Genomic DNA, 17577 nt, shown 5'->3' on the forward strand with positions numbered 1-17577 from the left:
CGAACCTCCGGTTCAAGCGGCGACCTTCGCGAGGAGCGATTCGAACACGCCGATGCCGTCGTCCGAACCGAGCAGCGGGCTCACGGCCCGCTCCGGGTGCGGCATCATGCCGAGCACATTGCCCTCGGCGCTGACGATGCCGGCGATGGCGTGCATGGAGCCGTTCGGGCTCCACCACTCATCGGCGTCGCCGGAGCCGGAGACGTATCGGAATACTACCTGGCCATTGCCTTCCATTCGCTCCAGGGTCCGGGCATCGGCCGTGTAGCGGCCGTCGCCGTGAGCGATCGGGACGGCGATCGTCTGCCCGCGGTGGTAGCGGTTGGTGAACATGGTGGTGGCATTCTCCACCCGTAGCTGGACCAGTTCGCAGACGAATTTCAACCCTTCGTTGCGCAGCAGCGCGCCGGGCAGCAGTCCGGCCTCGCAGGCAATCTGGAATCCGTTGCAGATGGCGAGCACCGGCGCCCCGCGTCTGGCGTGCGCGACGACCTCGGTCATGATCGGGCTGAAGCGCGCGATCGCGCCGGGCCGCAGATAGTCGCCGTAGCTGAATCCGCCGGGCAGGATCACGACGTCGGCGCCGTGCAGGTCGTGGTCCTTGTGCCAGAGATACACGGCTTCTTCGCCGACGGCGTCGATCACGGCGCGGTAGGCGTCGTAATCGCAGTTGGAGCCGGGGAAGGTCACGATGCCGAACTTCATGCGGCGCCCACCGACACGACGTCGAAGTCCTCGGTCACCGGATTGGCCAGCAGGCGCTCGCACATGGCGCGCACCTCGTGCTCGGCGGCTGCCGCATCGGCCGCGTCGAGTTCCACGGTGAGGTGCCGTCCCACGTGCACGTCGCGCACCGAGGCGAAACCGAGGGTGTGAAGGGCGTCGGCCACGGCCTTGCCCTGCGGGTCGAGGAGGCCGCGGCGTGGGGTGATGTGGAGCGATACGCGAAAGCGACTCATTCGGCGGTTGACTCGGGTGAAGGATTGGGAGACCGGGGGCCGGCGGGCGGCGGAGCGCCGGGGACCGGTCCCTCGCTGCGGCGGCCGCGCCGGCGGCGGCGGGGCCGCGCGTCCGGCCACGGCTCGTCACCCACGTCTTCGCGGCGGCTGACGTCGCGGGAACGGGAGGGCATCGCGTGCTCCGCCGCGACGCCGGGCGTGACGCCCCGCCGGTCGAGCAGGCCGAGCGTGGCGGCGCGGGCGATGCCGAACGCGACGTAGACCACCGCGGCGGGGAAGAAGAACTGATTGGGCAGGAACACGAGCGCCACGATGCCGCCCACCACGAGCAGCAGCCCGATGACCCCGCGCACGCTCCGCAGGCCGACGTTCGGCATCACGGGGTACGGCACGTTGCTCACCATCAGGAAGCTCAAGGCGATCATGATGTAGCGGAGCAGGACGTGCCACGGCAGGTTGGCGATGACCGTCTCCTGGTACAGCGGTGTTTGGCTGAACCAGTAGTAGGTGGCCAGCGTCATGCCGGCGGCAGGTGTGGGGAGGCCCTGGAAATAGGTCTTCGCGGTGCCCGCCTGCTCGACGTTAAAGCGCGCCAGCCGCAGCACCGCGCACGCGGTGAACAGGAAGCAGAACAGCCAGTCCCACCCTTCGCGGTTGAACACGGCGAAGTACATGATCAGCGACGGCGCCACGCCGAACGTGATCGCGTCGACGAGGGAGTCGAGCTCCTCGCCGAAGCGGCCGCCGGTGTTGGTGGCGCGGGCCACGCGTCCGTCGAGCATGTCCATCACGCCGCCGAGGACGACGAACCAGCCGGCCTGCGTGTAGTCGCCGCGGGTGGCGGCGACGATGGCGAACATGCCGAAGAAGAGGTTCCCGAGCGTGAGTCCGCTCGGGAACAGCACCACCGCGCGGCGTACGTTCGTACGGGGTCCTGGGGGGGTCATGGCGAGGTCAGCTCCGCGAGCACGGTCATGCCCGCCTTCGTGGTCTGACCCACCGCCACGCGGATCGCGGCGGTGGTGGGAAGAAACACGTCGACGCGCGATCCGAACCGGATGAGTCCCATCCGTTCGCCCTGGCGCGCCTCGTCGCCGACCTTGCTGTACGTGACGATCCGTCGCGCGATGAGCCCGGCGATCTGGCGCATGAGCACGCGCGTGGCGCCGTGCGCGATGCCCACCGACATCTGCTCGTTCTCGAGACTGGCCTTCTCCACGGCGGCATTGAGGAATTTGCCGGGATTGTAGTGCACGTAGCGCACGACGCCGCTCACCGGATAGCGGTTCACGTGCACGTTGAACACGTTCATGAAGACCGATATCCGGAGGGCGCGGCCGCCGAGGAACGTCGGCTCATCGACCTCCGTGATGTGCACGATGCGTCCGTCGGCCGGCGCGATGACGAGGGCGTCGCCGCGCGGGCCGTTCCGTTCGGGATCGCGGAAGAAATACGCCACCCAGAGGGCGATCACGGTAAGCAGGAAGGCCAGCACCCACAACGGCCAAGACCGCCGGTCGAGGGCCAGCGCGTAGGCGCCGGCGGCGATGACGGCGGCGCCGGCGATGAACGGGACCCCCTCGCGCGCGAAGCTCACGCGAGCCCCGCCCGATCGAGCGCGGCGCCGGTGATGCGGCGGTATGCGTCCAGGTAGCGCTCGCTGGTCGCCGTGATCACCGAGGTGGGCAGAGGCGGCGGCGGGGCTTCGCCGTTCCAGCGGCCGGCGCGCCGCTCGCCGTCGAGATAATCGCGCAACGGTTGCTTGTCGAAGCTCGGCTGCGTGTGGCCCGGGGCGTACTGATCGGCGGGCCAGAACCGGGAGCTGTCGGGGGTGAGCACCTCGTCGATCAGCGTGATCCGGCCCGAGGCGTCGCGCCCGAACTCGAACTTGGTGTCGGCGATGATGATGCCGCGGTCGGCGGCGAGGGCCCGGCCCATCTCGTACACGTGGCGGCTGAGCCGCTCCAACTCCGCGGCCACGTCGGGGCCGAGGCGGGCCGCGACCTCGGCCGGCGTGATGTTCTCGTCGTGGCCGCTCTCCGCCTTGGTGGCCGGGCTGAACAGCGGCGTCTCGAATCGGTCGGCCTCGCGGAGGCCCGGCGGCAGCGGCTCGCCGGCCAGCGTCCCGTGCGCCTGGTATTCCTTCCACGCCGAGCCGGAGATGTAGCCGCGCACCACGCACTCGATGGGGAACACCTCCGTGCGGCGGCACAGCATGGCGCGGCCGGCGATGGTCGCGCGATGCCCCATCAGCGACGGCACGCGGCGCACGATCTCGTCGGCGTCGGCGGTGATCAGATGGTGGTGCACCTCGCCTTCGAACTGCCGCAGCCACCAGGCGGTGGTCTGCGTGAGCACCGCGCCCTTGTACGGGATCGGCTCTTTCATCACGACGTCGAACGCGCTCACGCGATCGGTAGCCACGATGAGCAGATGCAGCGGGTCCACCACATACACCTCGCGCACCTTGCCGCGGCGCAGATGGCGCAGGGGGAGCGGGGCCAGCGTCACGATGCTCATACCCGTACGTCCTCCCGCTCGGCGGGGGGGGCGCCGCGGAGCAAGGGCTCCACGACCTCGGTGAGAAACTCGTCCACCTGCTCCCGGGCGCGACCGATGAAATTGAGCGGGTCGAGCAGGGCGTGCATCTCGTCGGCAGGCACCGGCCACGTGGGCTCGGCGGCGAGGCGGAGCAGCATGTCGTTGGACGGCGCGCCGTCCTTGACCGCGCGCGCCGCGGCGATGCTGGCCCGGCGGATCTGCTCATGCGCATCCTGGCGATCGACCCCGCGCTGCACGGCGCGGATGATCAACGCTTCAGTGGCCATGAACGGCAACTCGTCGCCGAGCCGGCGAGCGATCCGCGCCGGATGCACCTCCAGGCCGTCCACCACGTTTTCCATGATCACGAGGATGGCGTCGGTGGCCAGGAACGCCTCGGGGATGGACAGGCGGCGATTGGCGCTGTCGTCGAGCGTGCGCTCGAAGAACTGGACGCTGTGCGTGAGATTGGCGTTCGGCTCGAGCGTCAGCACGAACCGGGCCAGCGATGCGATGCGTTCGCAACGCATGGGATTCCGCTTGTAGGCCATGGCCGACGACCCGATCTGCTCCTCCTCGAACGGCTCCTCGATCTCGCCATAGGACTGCAGCATGCGGATGTCGCCGCTGAACTTGGCGGCGCTGGCCGCCACGCCGGCCACCACGTCGAGCACGGCGGCATCGAGCTTGCGCGTGTAGGTCTGTCCCGTCACCGGGAGCGCCGATCGGAACCCGATCGCCGCGGTCACGGTGCGCTCCAGGCGGCGCACCTTGTCGTGGTCGCCGCCGAACAGATCGAGGAACGACGCCTGCGTGCCGGTGGTCCCCTTCACGCCGCGGCACGGGAGGGTATCGCGGCGGTGATCGAGCTCGGCGAGATCGAGGGCGAGGTCCTGCATCCAGAGCGTGGCGCGCTTGCCCACGGTGGTGGGCTGCGCGGGCTGGAGGTGCGTGGAGCCGAGCGTGGGCAGGTCGCGCCACCGTCGCGCGAATTCGCCCAGCCCCCGCAGCACGTGCACGAGCTTGCCACGCAGCAGATCGAGGCCGCGCCGCATGAGGATGAGGTCGGCGTTGTCGGTGACGAACGCGCTCGTCGCGCCCAGATGGATGAACTTCCGCGCCGCGGGGGCCACATCGCCGAATGCGTGGACGTGCGCCATCACGTCATGACGGTAGCGCCGCTCGTAGGCGGCCACGGCCTCGAAATCGATGTCGTCGAGGTGGGCCCGCATCTGGGCGATGGCCTCGGCGGGGATCGGCACGCCGAGCGCCTGCTCCGCCTCGGCCAGGGCCAGCCAGAGCCGGCGCCAGAGGCCGTAACGCGTATTCGGCCCCCACAGCTGCAGCATCGCACGCGAGGCGTACCGTTCGGCCAGCGGCGAGGAGTACTGATCGGACGTGGTCATCGGATCTCGAAGTCGGTTGCGTAGTAGGTGCCCGACCGTTCGAGGTACATGCGGATGGGGCCGCCGCCCGCGAAGTGGTCGAGCGCCCGGGAGGCGTCGTCCGCCGTTCGAATGTTGACGTCGTTGATGCGCACGATGACGTCTCCCGTCTGGATGCCGAGTTGCTGGGCCATGCTGTCGCTGACCTTGAAGACGAGCGCGCCCGCCTGGCTCCGCAGGTTGCGCTCGGCACGAATGGCCGGCGTCACGGTCACGAGTTCGAGCTGCTTGAGCACCTCCACCTTGGGCGCGTCCACCTCGGGCAGGTCGACCGTGTTGACGGTGGTGTCGAACTCACGGTCGCCGCGGCGCATGTGCAGACGCACGCTCTGGCCCACGCCGAGGTCGAGCAGCGCCCCTTCCCAGTCGTACATGTTGTGGATGGTGCGGTCGTTCTCGCGCACGATCACGTCGCCGGGGCGGAGGCCGGCCCGCGCCGCCGGCGAGCCCGGCACCACGGTGGCGATCACGGCGTGCTGCGCGATGGCGTCGCGGACGTTGTCGCTGCTCGGCACCTGCAGCTTGACGCCGATCCACGGGCGCCGCACCTCGCCGTGCGCGAGGAGGTCGTCCACGTCGTGCCGCACGCGGTTGATCGGGATCGCGAATCCCAGGCCCACCGAGCCGCCGCTCGGCGTGTAGATCGAACTGTTGACGCCGATCACGTCGCCGTCGGCGTCGACCAGCGCGCCGCCCGAATTGCCCGGATTGATGGCGGCGTCGGTCTGGATCATGTCGAAGTAGGCCTGCGGCCCGTTGGCGCCGGCCACGAGGTTGCGCCCCGTGCCGCTGATCACGCCCACGGTGACGCTGGGCTCCGGATTTCCGAGCATGAAGCCGTACGGATTGCCGATCGCGATTGCCCACTCGCCCACGAGCACGTGATCGGAGTTGCCGAGCGTGGCTACGGGCAGATTCCTGGCGTCGATCTTGATCACGGCCACGTCCTGCGTGGCATCCACCCCGAGGATCTTGGCCGGATACACCGCGCCATCGGGCAGCATCACGGAGATCTTCTGGGCGCCGGCCACCACGTGGGCATTGGTGACGATCACGCCGTCGGCGCGGATCACGACGCCGGTGCCGAGGCCGGCTTCGGCGCGCGACGTGGGCCCGCTGTTGAGGAACCAGTTCCACATGTCGGGCTGCACCTGCTGGACCTGTTCCGTCTGCACGGTGACCACGGCGGGGGAGACCTTCGCCACGGCGCGGGTGATCGCATTCTGGCGGCTGTCGCTCACCGAGTCACTGCGGCTCGGGGGCGGCGGCAGGGCCCGGGAGGTCTGCGCGGACGACTCCGCGGGTCGGGAGCAGGCCGCGAAGGCGGCGGCGACGGCGGCGAGCGAGAAGAAGCGGCGGGCAATCATCGATCGGACCAGCCCCCATGAAGCTTGGATACGTCGTTGAGGAATTGATCGACGCCGCGGTCGGTGAGGGGGTGGAGGAGCAACGACCGCAGCACGTCGGGAGAAACGGCCACGCCGTCGGCGCCGGCCAGCGCCGACTCCGAGAACTGCTGAGCGCTGGTGGGCCGGATGGCGAGGATGTCGCATTCGGTGCGTGACGCGTCGAACACGCGACGCAGGTCGCGCACCACATCGGCGCCGCTGTGTCCCACGGCGTCGAGTTGGTCGAGGGGGGTGATCACCGTGGATGCGCCGGCCTTGGCGGCGAGCAGCGCCTGAGCGGCGTTGAACACCAGCATGGCGGCCGTTCGCACGCCGTCGGCGTGCAGGCGATGCATGGCGCCGAACGCCTCTTCCACGAGGGGAACCTGGACGATGATCTGGTCGGACAGTCGGGCGAGTTCACGCGCGTCGCGGTAGATGTCATCGCCGGACACGGCGTGGACGGCCACGTACACCGGGGTGGGGTGCGCCTGGCAGATCTCCCGGATGCGATCGTGATCGCCGTCGGCGCCCGCGTCGCGGAGCAGGGCCGGGGAGGTCATCACCCCATCGAGCAGCCCGTTGGTCACGGCCCAGCGAATGTCGTCCAGATCCGCGGTGGCAAGGAGGAGCTTCATCGGAGGTACAGGTCCGCGGGATACACGACGGCCTCCAGGAAGAGCGCGTGCGCCGGGGCAGGCGGCGAGACGGCGCGGTTGTCGACGGCGGCCAACAGCGCGGCCATATCCTGCTGGGGCCGGCGGCCGGTGGCAATGTCCAACATCGTGCCGACGAGGAATCTCACCATGTGATGCAGAAAGCGGTTGGCCTCGATTTCGAACACCACGCCGCCCGGTCGATCCAGCCATCGCGCAACGTGCACGTGACAGCGGTGATCGTCGTCGGGTGGTGCGGTGCCCTGGACCGCGAACGCGCGGAACCCGTGCTCCCCGAGCAGCCCGGCGGCCGTCGCGTCGAGGGCGCCCCGATCGAGGGGGCGCCGGATCGCGAACTCCAGCCGGCGGCGAAAGGGCGAGTCGGCTTCCTCGTCCGTCCCGACGTAGTACCTGTAGCGACGCGCAACAGCGCTGTACCGGGCGTGGAAGGTGGCGCGCATCTCGTGCGCAGCGGCGACCCAGACGTCCGGCGGAAGCACCGCGTTGAGCGCCCTTCGAAGCGCGGATGGCGTCCATCGCTCGGGCACCCGTACGCCAGCCGCCTGGCCGCGTGCATGCACCCCCGCATCGGTCCGTCCCGCGCCCAGCACGCCGACCGGCGCGCCGCAGAGGCGCTCAAGCGCTGCTTCCATGACTCCTTGCACGGTGCGCTGCTCAGGCTGGCGTTGCCACCCGCTGAACCCCGAGCCGTCATAGTGCAACACGAGCTGCACACTGCGCTCCGCCATTGCGTGAAACCTACCCCGGCCGGGAGTGAAGTCAAGCAACCGCCGACGCACGGAAGCGATTGACATTGCTCGACGTACGGGCTCACATTTCGCGTTCGTGCCACGCGGCGCCCGCCGCGCCGAACCGCCCCTCTTCCATGCCGCCGCGGACTCTCGCATCGCTTGCCCATGCGCTCAACGCCGCGCCCGATCTGGACGCGGCGCTGGTGGCGCTCGCCGATGGCCTGGCGGAGATCGATCGGTTCTCCCACGTCGCGCTCATCACCTTCGATCCGCGGCGCGCGCTGATGCGCGACCGGAAGCTCGCCCGGCCGGACGGCGTGGAGTCGCGAACCATCGACACCACGCTCGATCATCTGGCCACGCGCGAGCGCACCGCCATCACCAGCGGCGCCGAGTTCGTGGACTTCGGCGACGCGTCGGCCGAAGTCGCGCGGCTGATCGCCATGCCCGAGATCCCCGAAGGGGGATTCCTGGCGCTCAAGGGGCTCCACTTCGAAGGCTCCCTGGCCGGCATCCTCGCGCTCTTCGAACCTCGCAAGATCTTCGGCACGCGCACCATGGAACGCGTCCAGCCCGCGGTGGCGCTGTTCGAACTCGGGTTCGCGCGGTTCCTCGAAGCCGAGGCGCGACACGAGGCCGTGCGCACACTCGAGGACGTCACCCAGCGCGTGCACGGCGAATACGAACGCAAGCTCGCGACGCTCGAACAACAGCTGCTGCGCGCCACGGGGGAGTTCACGGCCCATGGCGATCAGAGCCGGACGGTATCGCTCGAACGCGAACTCGCGTCGGCGCGCGAAGACGCGCGACGCGCATCGCGCCGCGCGGAGGCCGTCGAGGCAACCATCGGCTCGGCCGTGGAGCAGCTCGAGAAGGCGCACATCGAATTGCACCGGCGCAGCGAGCAACTGCGGCAGAAGACGCGCACGCTGTACCTGCTCGAACGCGTGCTGGCGCTGGATGCCGCCACCGACAGCCCCCGCGAACTCGCCGAGGGGTTGCTGTCGCTGGTCGGTGACGACATGAACGCCGAACGCTGCTCGCTGCTGCTGCGCGCGCCGGGCGAGGACGCGCTGTATCTGGCCGCGGCCCGCGGCATCGCGCCCAACGTGGCCGAAGGCAAGCGCGTCTCCATCGGCAGTGGCATTTCCGGACGCGTGGCCGCCACGCGCGAACCGCTGCTGGTGCAGGACGTGGGGGAGGCCCGGGAACATCCGCTGCTCCGCGACGCGTACTACACCACGGGGTCCTTTCTCAGCTTCCCGCTCGTCTATCGCGATACCCTGGTCGGCGTGGTCAACCTCACCAACCGCCGCATGGCCGGCGTGTTCGTGGATGAGGACGTGGAGCGCGTGCGGCTGTTGGGCCTCGTGATCGCGCTCGCCGCCGCCAACGCTCGGCTGCCCGAGCGGCTCGTGGAGACGATGAGTGTCTAGCGGCGCGGCCGCCGACCCGCTGCAGGCGGTCATCCGGCGGCTCGCCCTGGCGGCGCCGCTGGCGCCCGCCGACCTGACGGCAGCGTTCGACCGGATCATGGCGGGCGAGGCGACGGCGGCGCAGCTGGCCGCCGTCCTCGTGGGACTCCGGGTCAAGGGAGAAACGGCGTCCGAAGTGGCCGCCGTCGTGCGCGCGCTCCAGACGGCCATGGTCCCCCTGCACGCCGACGATCCGGCCTCCCTGGTGGACACCTGCGGCACGGGGGGCGGATCGGTCCCGACGTTCAACATCTCCACCGCCGCCGCCCTGCTGGCCGCCGGCGCCGGGGCGCGCATCGCCAAACACGGCAACCGGTCGTTCACCACGCAGTGCGGCAGCGCGGACGTGCTCGAAGCGCTGGGGGTGATCATCGACCGCCCGGTGCCGGTCATGGAGCGCGCGCTGCGCGAGGCCGGCATCGTGTTCATGTTCGCGCCACTGCTGCACCCGGCCATGCGGCACGTGGGGCCGGTGCGCCGCGAACTCGGCATTCCGACCGTCATGAACATCGTGGGGCCGCTGGCGAATCCGGCGCGCGCCGGCCGCCAGGTGATCGGGGTTGGCGACGCCGACCGGCTGACGCTGCTCGCCGGCGCGCTCGCGGAGTTGGGCACCGAGCACGCGTTGGTGGTCCACGGAGCGGGCATGGACGAGATCTCGCCGCTGGGGCCCACCCGCGTGCTGGAGGTGCGGCGGGGGCAGGTCACGGAATGGACGATCGATCCGGTGGCGCTGGGCTACGGGAGTGCGACGCCCGGGGAGTTGGCCGGCGGCCCGCCGGCGGCCAATGCACACGCCATCCTGAACGTGCTGGGGGGCAAGGGGCTGCCCGGGGCTACGTCAGCCGTGGTGCTCAACGCCGCCGCCGCGCTCTACGTGGCGGGCAAGGCGGCGTCCTACGAAGCAGGACTGGAGCTGGCAGAGGCGGCGCTCCGCGCCGGCGCCGGACTCGACGCGCTCGATCGGCTGCGCACCGCCTTTGCCGCCGAAGCCTAGTAGCGGCGCATCACCCCGACCACCACGCCCTGGATACGAATGTCGTTCTCATTGACGTAGATGGGGGCCATGGTCTCGTTGGCCGGCTGCAACCGCACACGTCCGTCCCGCTCGCGAAAGTACTTCTTGACCGTGGCGGCGGTGCCGTCGATGAGGGCGATGACCGTCTCTCCGTTGTCGGCCCGTGGGCGCTCGTTGACGACCACGAAGTCGCCGTCCCGGATCTGTTCGTCGATCATCGAATTGCCGCGCACCCGGAGCACGTAGTGGTTCCCGCTCCGCTGCACGAGCGACTCGGGGACGGTGACCGTTTCCCCGTGGTCCATGGCCTCGATGGGGGTGCCGGCCGCGACCGCGCCCAGGAGCGGCAACTCGATGGCCCGCGCCACGGCGTCGGACGGGAGAATCTCGATGGCGCGGCTCTCATTGTACGACCGCTTGATGTAGCCCTTGCGCTCCAGATTGCTGAGGTGCTCGTGCACCGTGGCCAGCGAACTGAAGTGGAAGTTCTCCGCGATTTCCTCGAAACTGGGCGCATACCCGTGGTGCTCGGCATGCGTGGTCAGATAGTTTAGTATTTCGCGTTGGCGTTTCGTGAGCGGCATGCGGAGCACTCCGTGTTGCAGCGGTTCGCGGCGGCTGGTGCCACCTGTCCCGAATACCCACCGAAGGCACATTAACCGAACAGGAACCGAAGTGCAAGCGTCCACTTCCTGGACCCCACCCACCGGGACCCTCGGGGCAATCGTCGGAGAGACGACGGAGCGGGTGATGGCGTTGCGGGCCCGCGCCGGCGAACTCCGCCGGGCGCTGGCTCACGCGCCGGCGCCGGTGCCGTTCGCGGCAGCCCTGCGTGGGGCGCGGCTGGCCGTGATCGCCGAGGTGAAGCGGCGGTCTCCGTCCAGGGGGACGATCAATGCGGGGCTCGACGCGCCATCCCAGGCCGCCGCATACGCGGCCGGTGGGGCCGCGGCCATCTCGGTGCTCACCGAGCCGACGCACTTCGGCGGATCCAACGACGACCTGCGGGCAGTGCGCGATCTGGTGCGGATACCGGTGCTCAAGAAGGACTTCCATCTCGATCCGGTTCAGCTCCTGGAAGCGCGGGTGCTGGGGGCGTCGGCCGCGCTGCTGATCGCGCGGGCCATCCACCCCGCAGCGCTCGCCGGCCTCGTCGACGAGGCCAGGGGCCTGGGGCTGGAAACCCTGGTGGAGGTGCGGAGTGAAGCGGAGTTGGAGGGCGCCCTCGCGGCCGGCGCCGGCGTGGTGGGCGTCAACTGCCGGGACCTGCAGACGCTCGAGATGGACGCCCGAGTGGCGGAGTGGCTGGTGGCGCGGATTCCGCCCGGTGTGATTGCCGTGTGGGAGAGTGGCATCGCGACCCCGGCGGACGTGGAGCATGCCGCCGCATCGGGGGCGGACGCCGTCCTGGTGGGGTCCGCGGTGTCGGCAGCGAGCGACCCGGCGCAGGCGGTGCGTGCGCTTGCCGCGATCCAGCGAAGGACCGGCATCCGTGGCTGAAATCAAGTTCTGCGGGCTGACGCGCGCCGAGGATGCGGCGGTGGCGGCCGGGCTCGGAGCGGCTTATGTGGGCGTGGTGTTCGCGGGCGGGCCGCGGCGACAGGACGAGACCTCGGCGAGGGCGGTGTTCGCCGGCGTGCCGCGGGGCGTCGCGCGCGTGGGGGTGTTCGGCCCGGAGAGTCCGGCGGCGATCGCGGCGCGGGCCGTGGCGCTCGAGCTCACCGCCGTTCAATTGCATGCCGATCCCTCGCCGGCGGCGATCGCCGCCCTCCGGGCGCTGTGGCCGGGCGAGATCTGGGCGACGGTCCGCGTGGCCGGGGCGGAACTTCCCCCGGGCGTCGAGGAGTTGTTCGCGGTGGCCGACGCCGTGCTGCTGGATGCCAAGGTGGCCGGCGGACTTGGGGGGACGGGCGTCGCGCTGCCCTGGGGCGACCTGGCGCGTCAATTGGAGAGCGTGCGGCCCGCGGGACGGCGGCTGGTACTGGCGGGGGGACTCCGCCCGGACAACGTTGCGATTGCCATCCGCGCGCTCGACCCCGACGTCGTGGACGTGTCGTCCGGGGTGGAATCGAGTGTCGGCATCAAGGACCCGGCGCGCATGCGCGCCTTTCGGGACGCGGTGCGTTCTGTCGAGGTGGGACAATGAGTGTGGAACAGGCGCGTGATCGGTTCGGTGCGTTCGGGGGTCGGTACGTGCCCGAGACGCTCATTCCGGCGCTCGACGAACTGGAGCAGGCCTACGACGACGCCATGCGCGATCCGGCGTTCCGCGCCGAACTGGACACGATGCTCGCCGACTACGTGGGGCGGCCGTCGCCGCTCAGCGAGGCGCCGCGCTTCTCGGCGCAAGTGGGGGCGCGGATCCTGCTCAAACGGGAGGACCTGAACCACACCGGAGCCCACAAGATCAACAACACCGTGGGCCAAGCACTCCTGGCGCGGCGCATGGGCAAGCAACGGATCATCGCCGAGACGGGCGCCGGCCAGCACGGCGTCGCCACGGCCACGGTGTGCGCCCGGTTCGGGCTCGAGTGCGTGGTGTACATGGGGGAAGAGGACATGCGGCGGCAGTCGCTGAACGTCTACCGCATGCGGCTCATGGGGGCGCAGGTGGTGCCGGTGTCGAGCGGCACGCGGACGCTGAAGGACGCGACCACGGAGGCCATCCGGGATTGGGTGACCACGGTGCGCACGAGCCACTACATCATCGGGTCGGTGGTGGGACCGGCCCCATACCCCCGTATGGTGCGCGACTTCCAGGCGGTGATCGGCCGTGAGGCGCGGACGCAGGTGCTGGCGCGCACTGGGCGGCTGCCGCAGACCGTGGTAGCCTGCGTGGGCGGCGGTTCCAACGCCATCGGAACGTTCCATGCCTTCGTGGACGACGCGGACGTGGAACTTGTGGGCGTAGAGGCGGCGGGCGAGGGGTTGGACACGGGTCGCCACTCGGCGTCGCTGTCCCGGGGCACCCCGGGGGTGTTGCACGGCACGTTGAGCTACCTGCTCCAGGACGCGGCCGGGCAGGTGCATCCGGCGCATTCGATATCGGCGGGGCTGGACTATCCGGGGGTGGGGCCCGAGCACGCCTATCTGAAGGACATCGGGCGGGCGACGTACGAGTCCGTGACCGACGCGCAGGCGCTGCACGGGTTCGAACTGCTGGCCCGGTTGGAGGGCATCATCCCGGCCCTGGAGTCGGCCCATGCCGTGGCCTGGATCGCCTTGCAGAGGGACCGCTGGCAGGCGGACACCCCGGTCCTGCTCTGCGTGAGCGGGCGGGGTGACAAGGATGTGGCGCAAGTTATGGAAATGGGTATCTTGGGGTCGTGACCTCGCCGAGTCCACGGAACAGCCAGGAACAGGCGGAGCTGCCTGAACTTCCGTTTCCGAGCACCTCCATCGAGGAGTTGCTCCGGACGTTCATGAAGGCGCTGCGCGCGCACCAGCTGTATCTGCCGAACAACCCCATCTATAAAAGCGCGATCGATACCGTGCGGAACGCGTTCGCGCCCGTGTGGGACCAGGCGGACGATCTGGTGTTCACCTTCTCCGAGACGCAGGTGCTCTGGTTCGGGCACCCCGTGATGCAGGAGAACACCAAGTCGAGCGACAGCCTGGCATGGCTGTTCTACAAGGACGGAGTGCGCGAGCTGACCCTGGTGAAGGGCTTCGAACAGGACGAGCTGGTACAGCTGCTCACGATCCTGCAGCGCGTGCGCAAGGCGTCGCCCGACGAGGATGATCTCCTGTCGCTGTTGTGGGAGCACGACTTCGTCAATCTGCGGTATCGGTACGTGGACCTCGGCGCGGATTCGGCGGAACCCGTGCACGAGGGCGGCGAGCCGCCCCGACTGCTCACCCCCGGCGAGGTGCGCGACGCGGTGGCCGGGGGAGGCACGGCAGACGATTCCGCCATGGAAGAGTCGCGGCCCGGCGTGGTGAACATGGCCGACTTCGACGCCACGCTGTACTTCCTGGACGAGAAGGAGATCGACTACCTCCAAGGCGAGATCGACCGCGAATACGCCGCCGACCTGCGGCAGACGGTGGCGGCCACGCTGTTCGACATCTTCGAAGCGCAGAGCGATGCCGCGGTCCGCGGCGAGGTCGCCGATCTTGTCGAGACGATGCTGCTCTACCTGTTGGCGAGCGGAAATCTCCGCAACGTGGCCTATCTGTTGCGCGAAGCCCAGGCCGCGGCGCAGCGCGGCAAGGACGTGACGCCCGAGCAACGCGACCGTCTGGCGCAGATCCCGGGCCGGCTGAGCCAGCCCGAGCCGCTCGGACAACTCCTGCAGGCGCTCGACGAATCGGCGGACCTCCCGCCGGTGGACGAGCTCACGGAACTGTTCGAGCAACTGCGGCCGATGGCGCTGGGCACCCTGTTCGCCTGGCTCGGCCGGTTGCAGAATCCGCGCCTGCGGCCCCTTCTGGAGCAGGCGGCGGGGCGGCTCACCGCGGCCAATACGGCGGAACTGGTGAAGCTGATTCAATCGAACGACTACGGGGTGGCGCTCGAAGCCGTGCGCCGGTCTGGCGCGTTGAAGATCCAGGCCGCGGTTGCTCCGCTGGGGCGGGTGATCGCCGCGGCGGACCCGGAGCTTCGGTTGGCGTGCGTGCAGGCGCTGGCCGAAATCGGATCGGCGGGCGCTCTGCAGGCGCTGGAGCCGTGGGTGGCGGACGGCGACCGCGACACCCGGGTGGCCGCGGTCCGCACGCTGGCCAGCCGGGGCTACCGGCCGGTGCTGTCGCGCGTGGAGAACGCGGTGAAGGGCAAGGCGCTCCGCGACGCCGACCTGACCGAGAAGGTGGCGTTCTTCGAGGCCTACGGCATGCTCGGCGGCGAATCGAGCGTGTCGTTCCTGGACGGCATCCTCAACGGCAAGGGGTTCCTGGGCCGGCGCGAAGATCCCGAAGTGCGGGCGTGTGCGGCGATGGCGCTGGGCCGCGTGAACACGGACTCGGCTCAGCAGAGCCTGAGGCGTGCATCCGCGGAGAAGGACGTGGTGGTGCGCAACGCGGTGAGCAAAGCGCTACGCGGAGGGCTCGGTTGACACAGGACGATCGGACAGACGCCCCGGCGGCCGCGGCGCGGTCCACGCAGACGCTTGCCCGCGCCACGATGCAGGTATCGACGGCGGGGGCGGAGGCCGAGCGCCACGACGATTCGTTCGTGCGGCGGGCCGGACGCGACCTGGTGCGCAACCTCTACGCCGGCCTGCGCGCCATCAAGCTGTATCCGGTGGAGAACGCGGCGGTGCAGAAGGCGCTCGCCGATCTGACGGCGTGCGCCAACGATCTCCTGGCCAAGGAGCAGGAGGTGCAGATCCGGGTGTCGGGCGAGTTCATCTTCGTGAACGCGATCCGCCTGCGCATCGATCTCGACAACTACGCGAGCTTCAGCCACATCCTGTCGATCTTCCGGGCCGGCGGCGTGGGCGCGCTGCACGTGACCGAGGGCGCCACGGCCAAGCAGTGGATGGTCCTGTTGTCGCTGCTGCAGTCCCTGACGGGGGAATCGCCGGAACAGCGCCTGGAGACGCTCGTCAGCAAGCTCGCCGCGGCGGGTGTCACGGCGCTGACGCCGGGCCCCCCCACCGAAGCGGCCAGCGGCGACGTGGAGAAGGCCAAGGAGCGCGCCAAACGCACCTACTCGCAGTCGGTGTCGGTGGCCAAGGACCTGATGACCTCGGTGCGGCTGGGCAAGAGCCCGAACATCAAGAAGATCAAGCGCGTGGTGCAGAGCATCGTCGACCAGATTCTGAACGAGGAGTCGTCGCTGATCGGCCTGACGGCCATTCGCGACTACGACGAGTACACGTTCACCCACAGTGTGAACGTGTGCATCTTCTCGGTCTCGATCGGCAAGCGCCTGGGCCTCACCAAACTGCAGTTGTACGATCTCGGCCTCGCCGCGCTGTTCCACGACATCGGCAAGCAGCGCGTGCCGTCCGAAGTGCTCAACAAGTCCGGCGGCCTCACCGACGACGAGTGGCGGCTGATCGCATCGCATCCGTGGCTGGGCGTGCTGGCGCTGTTCCAGGTGCGCGGCCAGCAGGAGTTTCCCTACCGGTCGATGGTCGTGGCCATGGAGCACCACATGAAGACGGATCTCACCGGCTATCCGCGGCCGATCCGTCCGCGCAAGATGAGTATGTTCAGCAAGATCGTCGCCGTGGCGGACGGGTTCGACGCCGCCACGTCGCGGCGGTCGTACCAGACGACGCCGATGAATCCGGCGCTCGTGATGCAGGAGATGCGGGACAATCCGCGGCGCGGCATGGATCCGGTGCTGGTCAAGGCGTTCGTGAACCTGACGGGCATCTATCCCGTGGGCACGCTGGTCGTGCTCGACACGTTCGAGTTGGGGGTGGTGCACGCGGTGAACCCGCTGCAGGACATGCTGTCGCGGCCGATCGTGCGCGTGATCAGTGACCCGATGGGCAATCTGCTCCACCCCGGCGAATTGATGGACCTCGCCGATCGCGATGCGGACGGGAATTTCCGCCGCACCATCATCAAGACTGAGAATCCGGAGCGGTACGGTATTCGTGTCGGTGACTATTTCGTCTGACGCCATCGCGGCGCGGTTCGCCGCCCTCAAGTCCTCTGGTCGGAAGGCGTTCGTTCCCTACGTGACGGCGGGCCACCCGGATCGCGCGCGGTCGGTGGCGCTCCTCCAGGGGCTGGCCGGCGTCGGCGCCGACGTGATCGAGGTGGGCGTGCCGTTCTCCGATCCGCTGGCCGATGGGCCCGTGATCCAGGCCAGCTCGCAGGCGGCGCTCGCGCAGGGGATGACCTACGCCCGCGTGCTGGAGGTCATCGCCGAGGCGCGTCTGGCGGTGCCCGTGGTGCTGTTCAGCTATCTCAATCCGATCCTCGCCGCCGGCCCCGACGCGCTCGAGCGGGCCGCGCAGGCCGGCGTGCACGGCGTGTTGGTGACCGACCTGCCGGTTGGCGCCGATGCGGAGCGGGAGCGCTGGTTCGGCGAGAGTCCGCTGGCCTTCATCCGGCTCGTGGCGCCGACCACCCCCGCCGAGCGGATGCGCCAGATCGCCATGCACGGCAGCGGATTCGTGTACGTGATCAGCCGGCTGGGCGTGACCGGGATGCGGGCCGACCTTCCGCCCGAACTGCCGGCCACGGTGGCGCGGCTCCGGAGCGTCACGTCGCTCCCGATCTGCGTGGGATTCGGCGTGACGGGACCTGAACAGGCCGCGACGGTGGCGCGGTTGGCCGATGGGGTCGTGGTCGGGAGCGCGATCGTCGAGGCCGCGGGCCGGAGCGTGGACGCGGCGGTGGCGTTCGCGGCGTCGCTGCGCGCCGCCATCGATTCGGCGTAG

At 69.7% G+C, this 17577-nt stretch carries 18 protein-coding genes; 8 read left to right on the forward strand and 10 right to left on the reverse strand.

Translation table 11 applies throughout. The annotated features are described in order from the left end of the window. Positions 1-12: 12 nt before the first annotated feature. From purQ to truA, 9 genes are read right to left on the reverse strand one after another with little or no spacing between them, the layout of a single operon-like run. Positions 13-705: a phosphoribosylformylglycinamidine synthase subunit PurQ gene (purQ, locus tag VNE60_01130; GenBank protein ID HVB30108.1), complete on the reverse strand. Its 693-nt coding sequence runs from the start codon at positions 703-705 to the stop codon at positions 13-15. Beyond that, positions 702-959 (reverse strand): phosphoribosylformylglycinamidine synthase subunit PurS, encoded by a 258-nt coding sequence (purS, locus tag VNE60_01135; protein ID HVB30109.1) that lies wholly within the window; start codon positions 957-959, stop codon positions 702-704. The genes purQ and purS overlap by 4 nt, the downstream gene beginning before the upstream one ends. After that, a complete protein-coding gene (pssA, locus tag VNE60_01140) occupies positions 956-1906 on the reverse strand; it encodes a CDP-diacylglycerol--serine O-phosphatidyltransferase (GenBank protein HVB30110.1) in 951 nt (316 codons plus the stop codon). The genes purS and pssA overlap by 4 nt, the downstream gene beginning before the upstream one ends. Then, the gene (locus tag VNE60_01145; protein ID HVB30111.1) at positions 1903-2556 is read right to left on the reverse strand and encodes a phosphatidylserine decarboxylase family protein; all 654 of its coding nucleotides are present in this window, start codon (positions 2554-2556) and stop codon (positions 1903-1905) included. The genes pssA and VNE60_01145 overlap by 4 nt, the downstream gene beginning before the upstream one ends. Continuing rightward, positions 2553-3479: a phosphoribosylaminoimidazolesuccinocarboxamide synthase gene (locus VNE60_01150; protein ID HVB30112.1), complete on the reverse strand. Its 927-nt coding sequence runs from the start codon at positions 3477-3479 to the stop codon at positions 2553-2555. The genes VNE60_01145 and VNE60_01150 overlap by 4 nt, the downstream gene beginning before the upstream one ends. Beyond that, the gene (gene purB, locus VNE60_01155) at positions 3476-4906 is read right to left on the reverse strand and encodes an adenylosuccinate lyase (GenBank protein HVB30113.1); all 1431 of its coding nucleotides are present in this window, start codon (positions 4904-4906) and stop codon (positions 3476-3478) included. The genes VNE60_01150 and purB overlap by 4 nt, the downstream gene beginning before the upstream one ends. Further along, entirely contained in the window at positions 4903-6312 is a 1410-nt protein-coding gene (locus VNE60_01160) for a trypsin-like peptidase domain-containing protein (GenBank protein HVB30114.1), read from the reverse strand. Before VNE60_01160 ends, purB begins: the two co-directional genes overlap by 4 nt. Beyond that, the gene (locus VNE60_01165) at positions 6309-6971 is read right to left on the reverse strand and encodes a transaldolase family protein (GenBank protein HVB30115.1); all 663 of its coding nucleotides are present in this window, start codon (positions 6969-6971) and stop codon (positions 6309-6311) included. The genes VNE60_01160 and VNE60_01165 overlap by 4 nt, the downstream gene beginning before the upstream one ends. Beyond that, on the reverse strand, positions 6968-7738 hold the full coding sequence (gene truA, locus VNE60_01170; protein ID HVB30116.1) for a tRNA pseudouridine(38-40) synthase TruA: 771 nt from the start codon (positions 7736-7738) through the stop codon (positions 6968-6970). Before truA ends, VNE60_01165 begins: the two co-directional genes overlap by 4 nt. A gap of 137 nt (positions 7739-7875) precedes the next feature. Between truA and VNE60_01175 the strand changes: the two genes are divergently transcribed. Together VNE60_01175 and trpD are read left to right on the forward strand one after the other, a co-directional pair. Further along, positions 7876-9177, forward strand: coding sequence for a GAF domain-containing protein (locus VNE60_01175; protein ID HVB30117.1), 1302 nt, complete (start codon positions 7876-7878; stop codon positions 9175-9177). Further along, complete coding sequence (gene trpD / locus VNE60_01180; GenBank protein HVB30118.1) at positions 9170-10213, forward strand: anthranilate phosphoribosyltransferase; 1044 nt, start codon at positions 9170-9172, stop codon at positions 10211-10213. The genes VNE60_01175 and trpD overlap by 8 nt, the downstream gene beginning before the upstream one ends. Here trpD and lexA read toward each other — a convergent pair. Next, positions 10210-10818, reverse strand: a complete 609-nt coding sequence (lexA, locus tag VNE60_01185) for a transcriptional repressor LexA (GenBank protein HVB30119.1) — start codon at positions 10816-10818, stop codon at positions 10210-10212. The genes trpD and lexA overlap by 4 nt on opposite strands. A gap of 91 nt (positions 10819-10909) precedes the next feature. On the opposite strand from lexA, the gene VNE60_01190 reads away from it, so the two are divergent. The 6 genes from VNE60_01190 to trpA are packed head-to-tail and all read left to right on the forward strand — an operon-like array spanning position 10910 to position 17577. After that, positions 10910-11734 carry an indole-3-glycerol-phosphate synthase gene (locus VNE60_01190; GenBank protein ID HVB30120.1) on the forward strand — a complete coding sequence of 275 codons (825 nt, stop codon included), beginning with the start codon at positions 10910-10912 and terminating at the stop codon, positions 11732-11734. Next, the gene (locus tag VNE60_01195; protein ID HVB30121.1) at positions 11727-12380 is read left to right on the forward strand and encodes a phosphoribosylanthranilate isomerase; all 654 of its coding nucleotides are present in this window, start codon (positions 11727-11729) and stop codon (positions 12378-12380) included. The genes VNE60_01190 and VNE60_01195 overlap by 8 nt, the downstream gene beginning before the upstream one ends. Beyond that, positions 12377-13564: a tryptophan synthase subunit beta gene (gene trpB, locus VNE60_01200; protein HVB30122.1), complete on the forward strand. Its 1188-nt coding sequence runs from the start codon at positions 12377-12379 to the stop codon at positions 13562-13564. Before VNE60_01195 ends, trpB begins: the two co-directional genes overlap by 4 nt. After that, positions 13561-15288 (forward strand): HEAT repeat domain-containing protein, encoded by a 1728-nt coding sequence (locus tag VNE60_01205; GenBank protein ID HVB30123.1) that lies wholly within the window; start codon positions 13561-13563, stop codon positions 15286-15288. The genes trpB and VNE60_01205 overlap by 4 nt, the downstream gene beginning before the upstream one ends. Beyond that, positions 15285-16808 (forward strand): HD domain-containing phosphohydrolase, encoded by a 1524-nt coding sequence (locus VNE60_01210; protein ID HVB30124.1) that lies wholly within the window; start codon positions 15285-15287, stop codon positions 16806-16808. Before VNE60_01205 ends, VNE60_01210 begins: the two co-directional genes overlap by 4 nt. After that, entirely contained in the window at positions 16792-17577 is a 786-nt protein-coding gene (trpA, locus tag VNE60_01215) for a tryptophan synthase subunit alpha (protein ID HVB30125.1), read from the forward strand. The genes VNE60_01210 and trpA overlap by 17 nt, the downstream gene beginning before the upstream one ends.

Source organism: Gemmatimonadaceae bacterium, assembly GCA_035533755.1.
Taxonomy (GTDB): Bacteria; Gemmatimonadota; Gemmatimonadetes; order Gemmatimonadales; family Gemmatimonadaceae; genus JAGWRI01.

Coding starts and splice junctions, on each gene's coding strand:
- purQ (HVB30108.1), bottom strand. CDS start 705: ATGAAGTTCGGCATCGTGACCTTCCCCGGCTCCAACTGCGATTACGAC.
- purS (HVB30109.1), bottom strand. CDS start 959: ATGAGTCGCTTTCGCGTATCGCTCCACATCACCCCACGCCGCGGCCTC.
- pssA (HVB30110.1), bottom strand. CDS start 1,906: ATGACCCCCCCAGGACCCCGTACGAACGTACGCCGCGCGGTGGTGCTG.
- VNE60_01150 (HVB30112.1), bottom strand. CDS start 3,479: ATGAGCATCGTGACGCTGGCCCCGCTCCCCCTGCGCCATCTGCGCCGC.
- purB (HVB30113.1), bottom strand. CDS start 4,906: ATGACCACGTCCGATCAGTACTCCTCGCCGCTGGCCGAACGGTACGCC.
- VNE60_01160 (HVB30114.1), bottom strand. CDS start 6,312: ATGATTGCCCGCCGCTTCTTCTCGCTCGCCGCCGTCGCCGCCGCCTTC.
- VNE60_01165 (HVB30115.1), bottom strand. CDS start 6,971: ATGAAGCTCCTCCTTGCCACCGCGGATCTGGACGACATTCGCTGGGCC.
- truA (HVB30116.1), bottom strand. CDS start 7,738: ATGGCGGAGCGCAGTGTGCAGCTCGTGTTGCACTATGACGGCTCGGGG.
- VNE60_01175 (HVB30117.1), top strand. CDS start 7,876: ATGCCGCCGCGGACTCTCGCATCGCTTGCCCATGCGCTCAACGCCGCG.
- lexA (HVB30119.1), bottom strand. CDS start 10,818: ATGCCGCTCACGAAACGCCAACGCGAAATACTAAACTATCTGACCACG.
- trpB (HVB30122.1), top strand. CDS start 12,377: ATGAGTGTGGAACAGGCGCGTGATCGGTTCGGTGCGTTCGGGGGTCGG.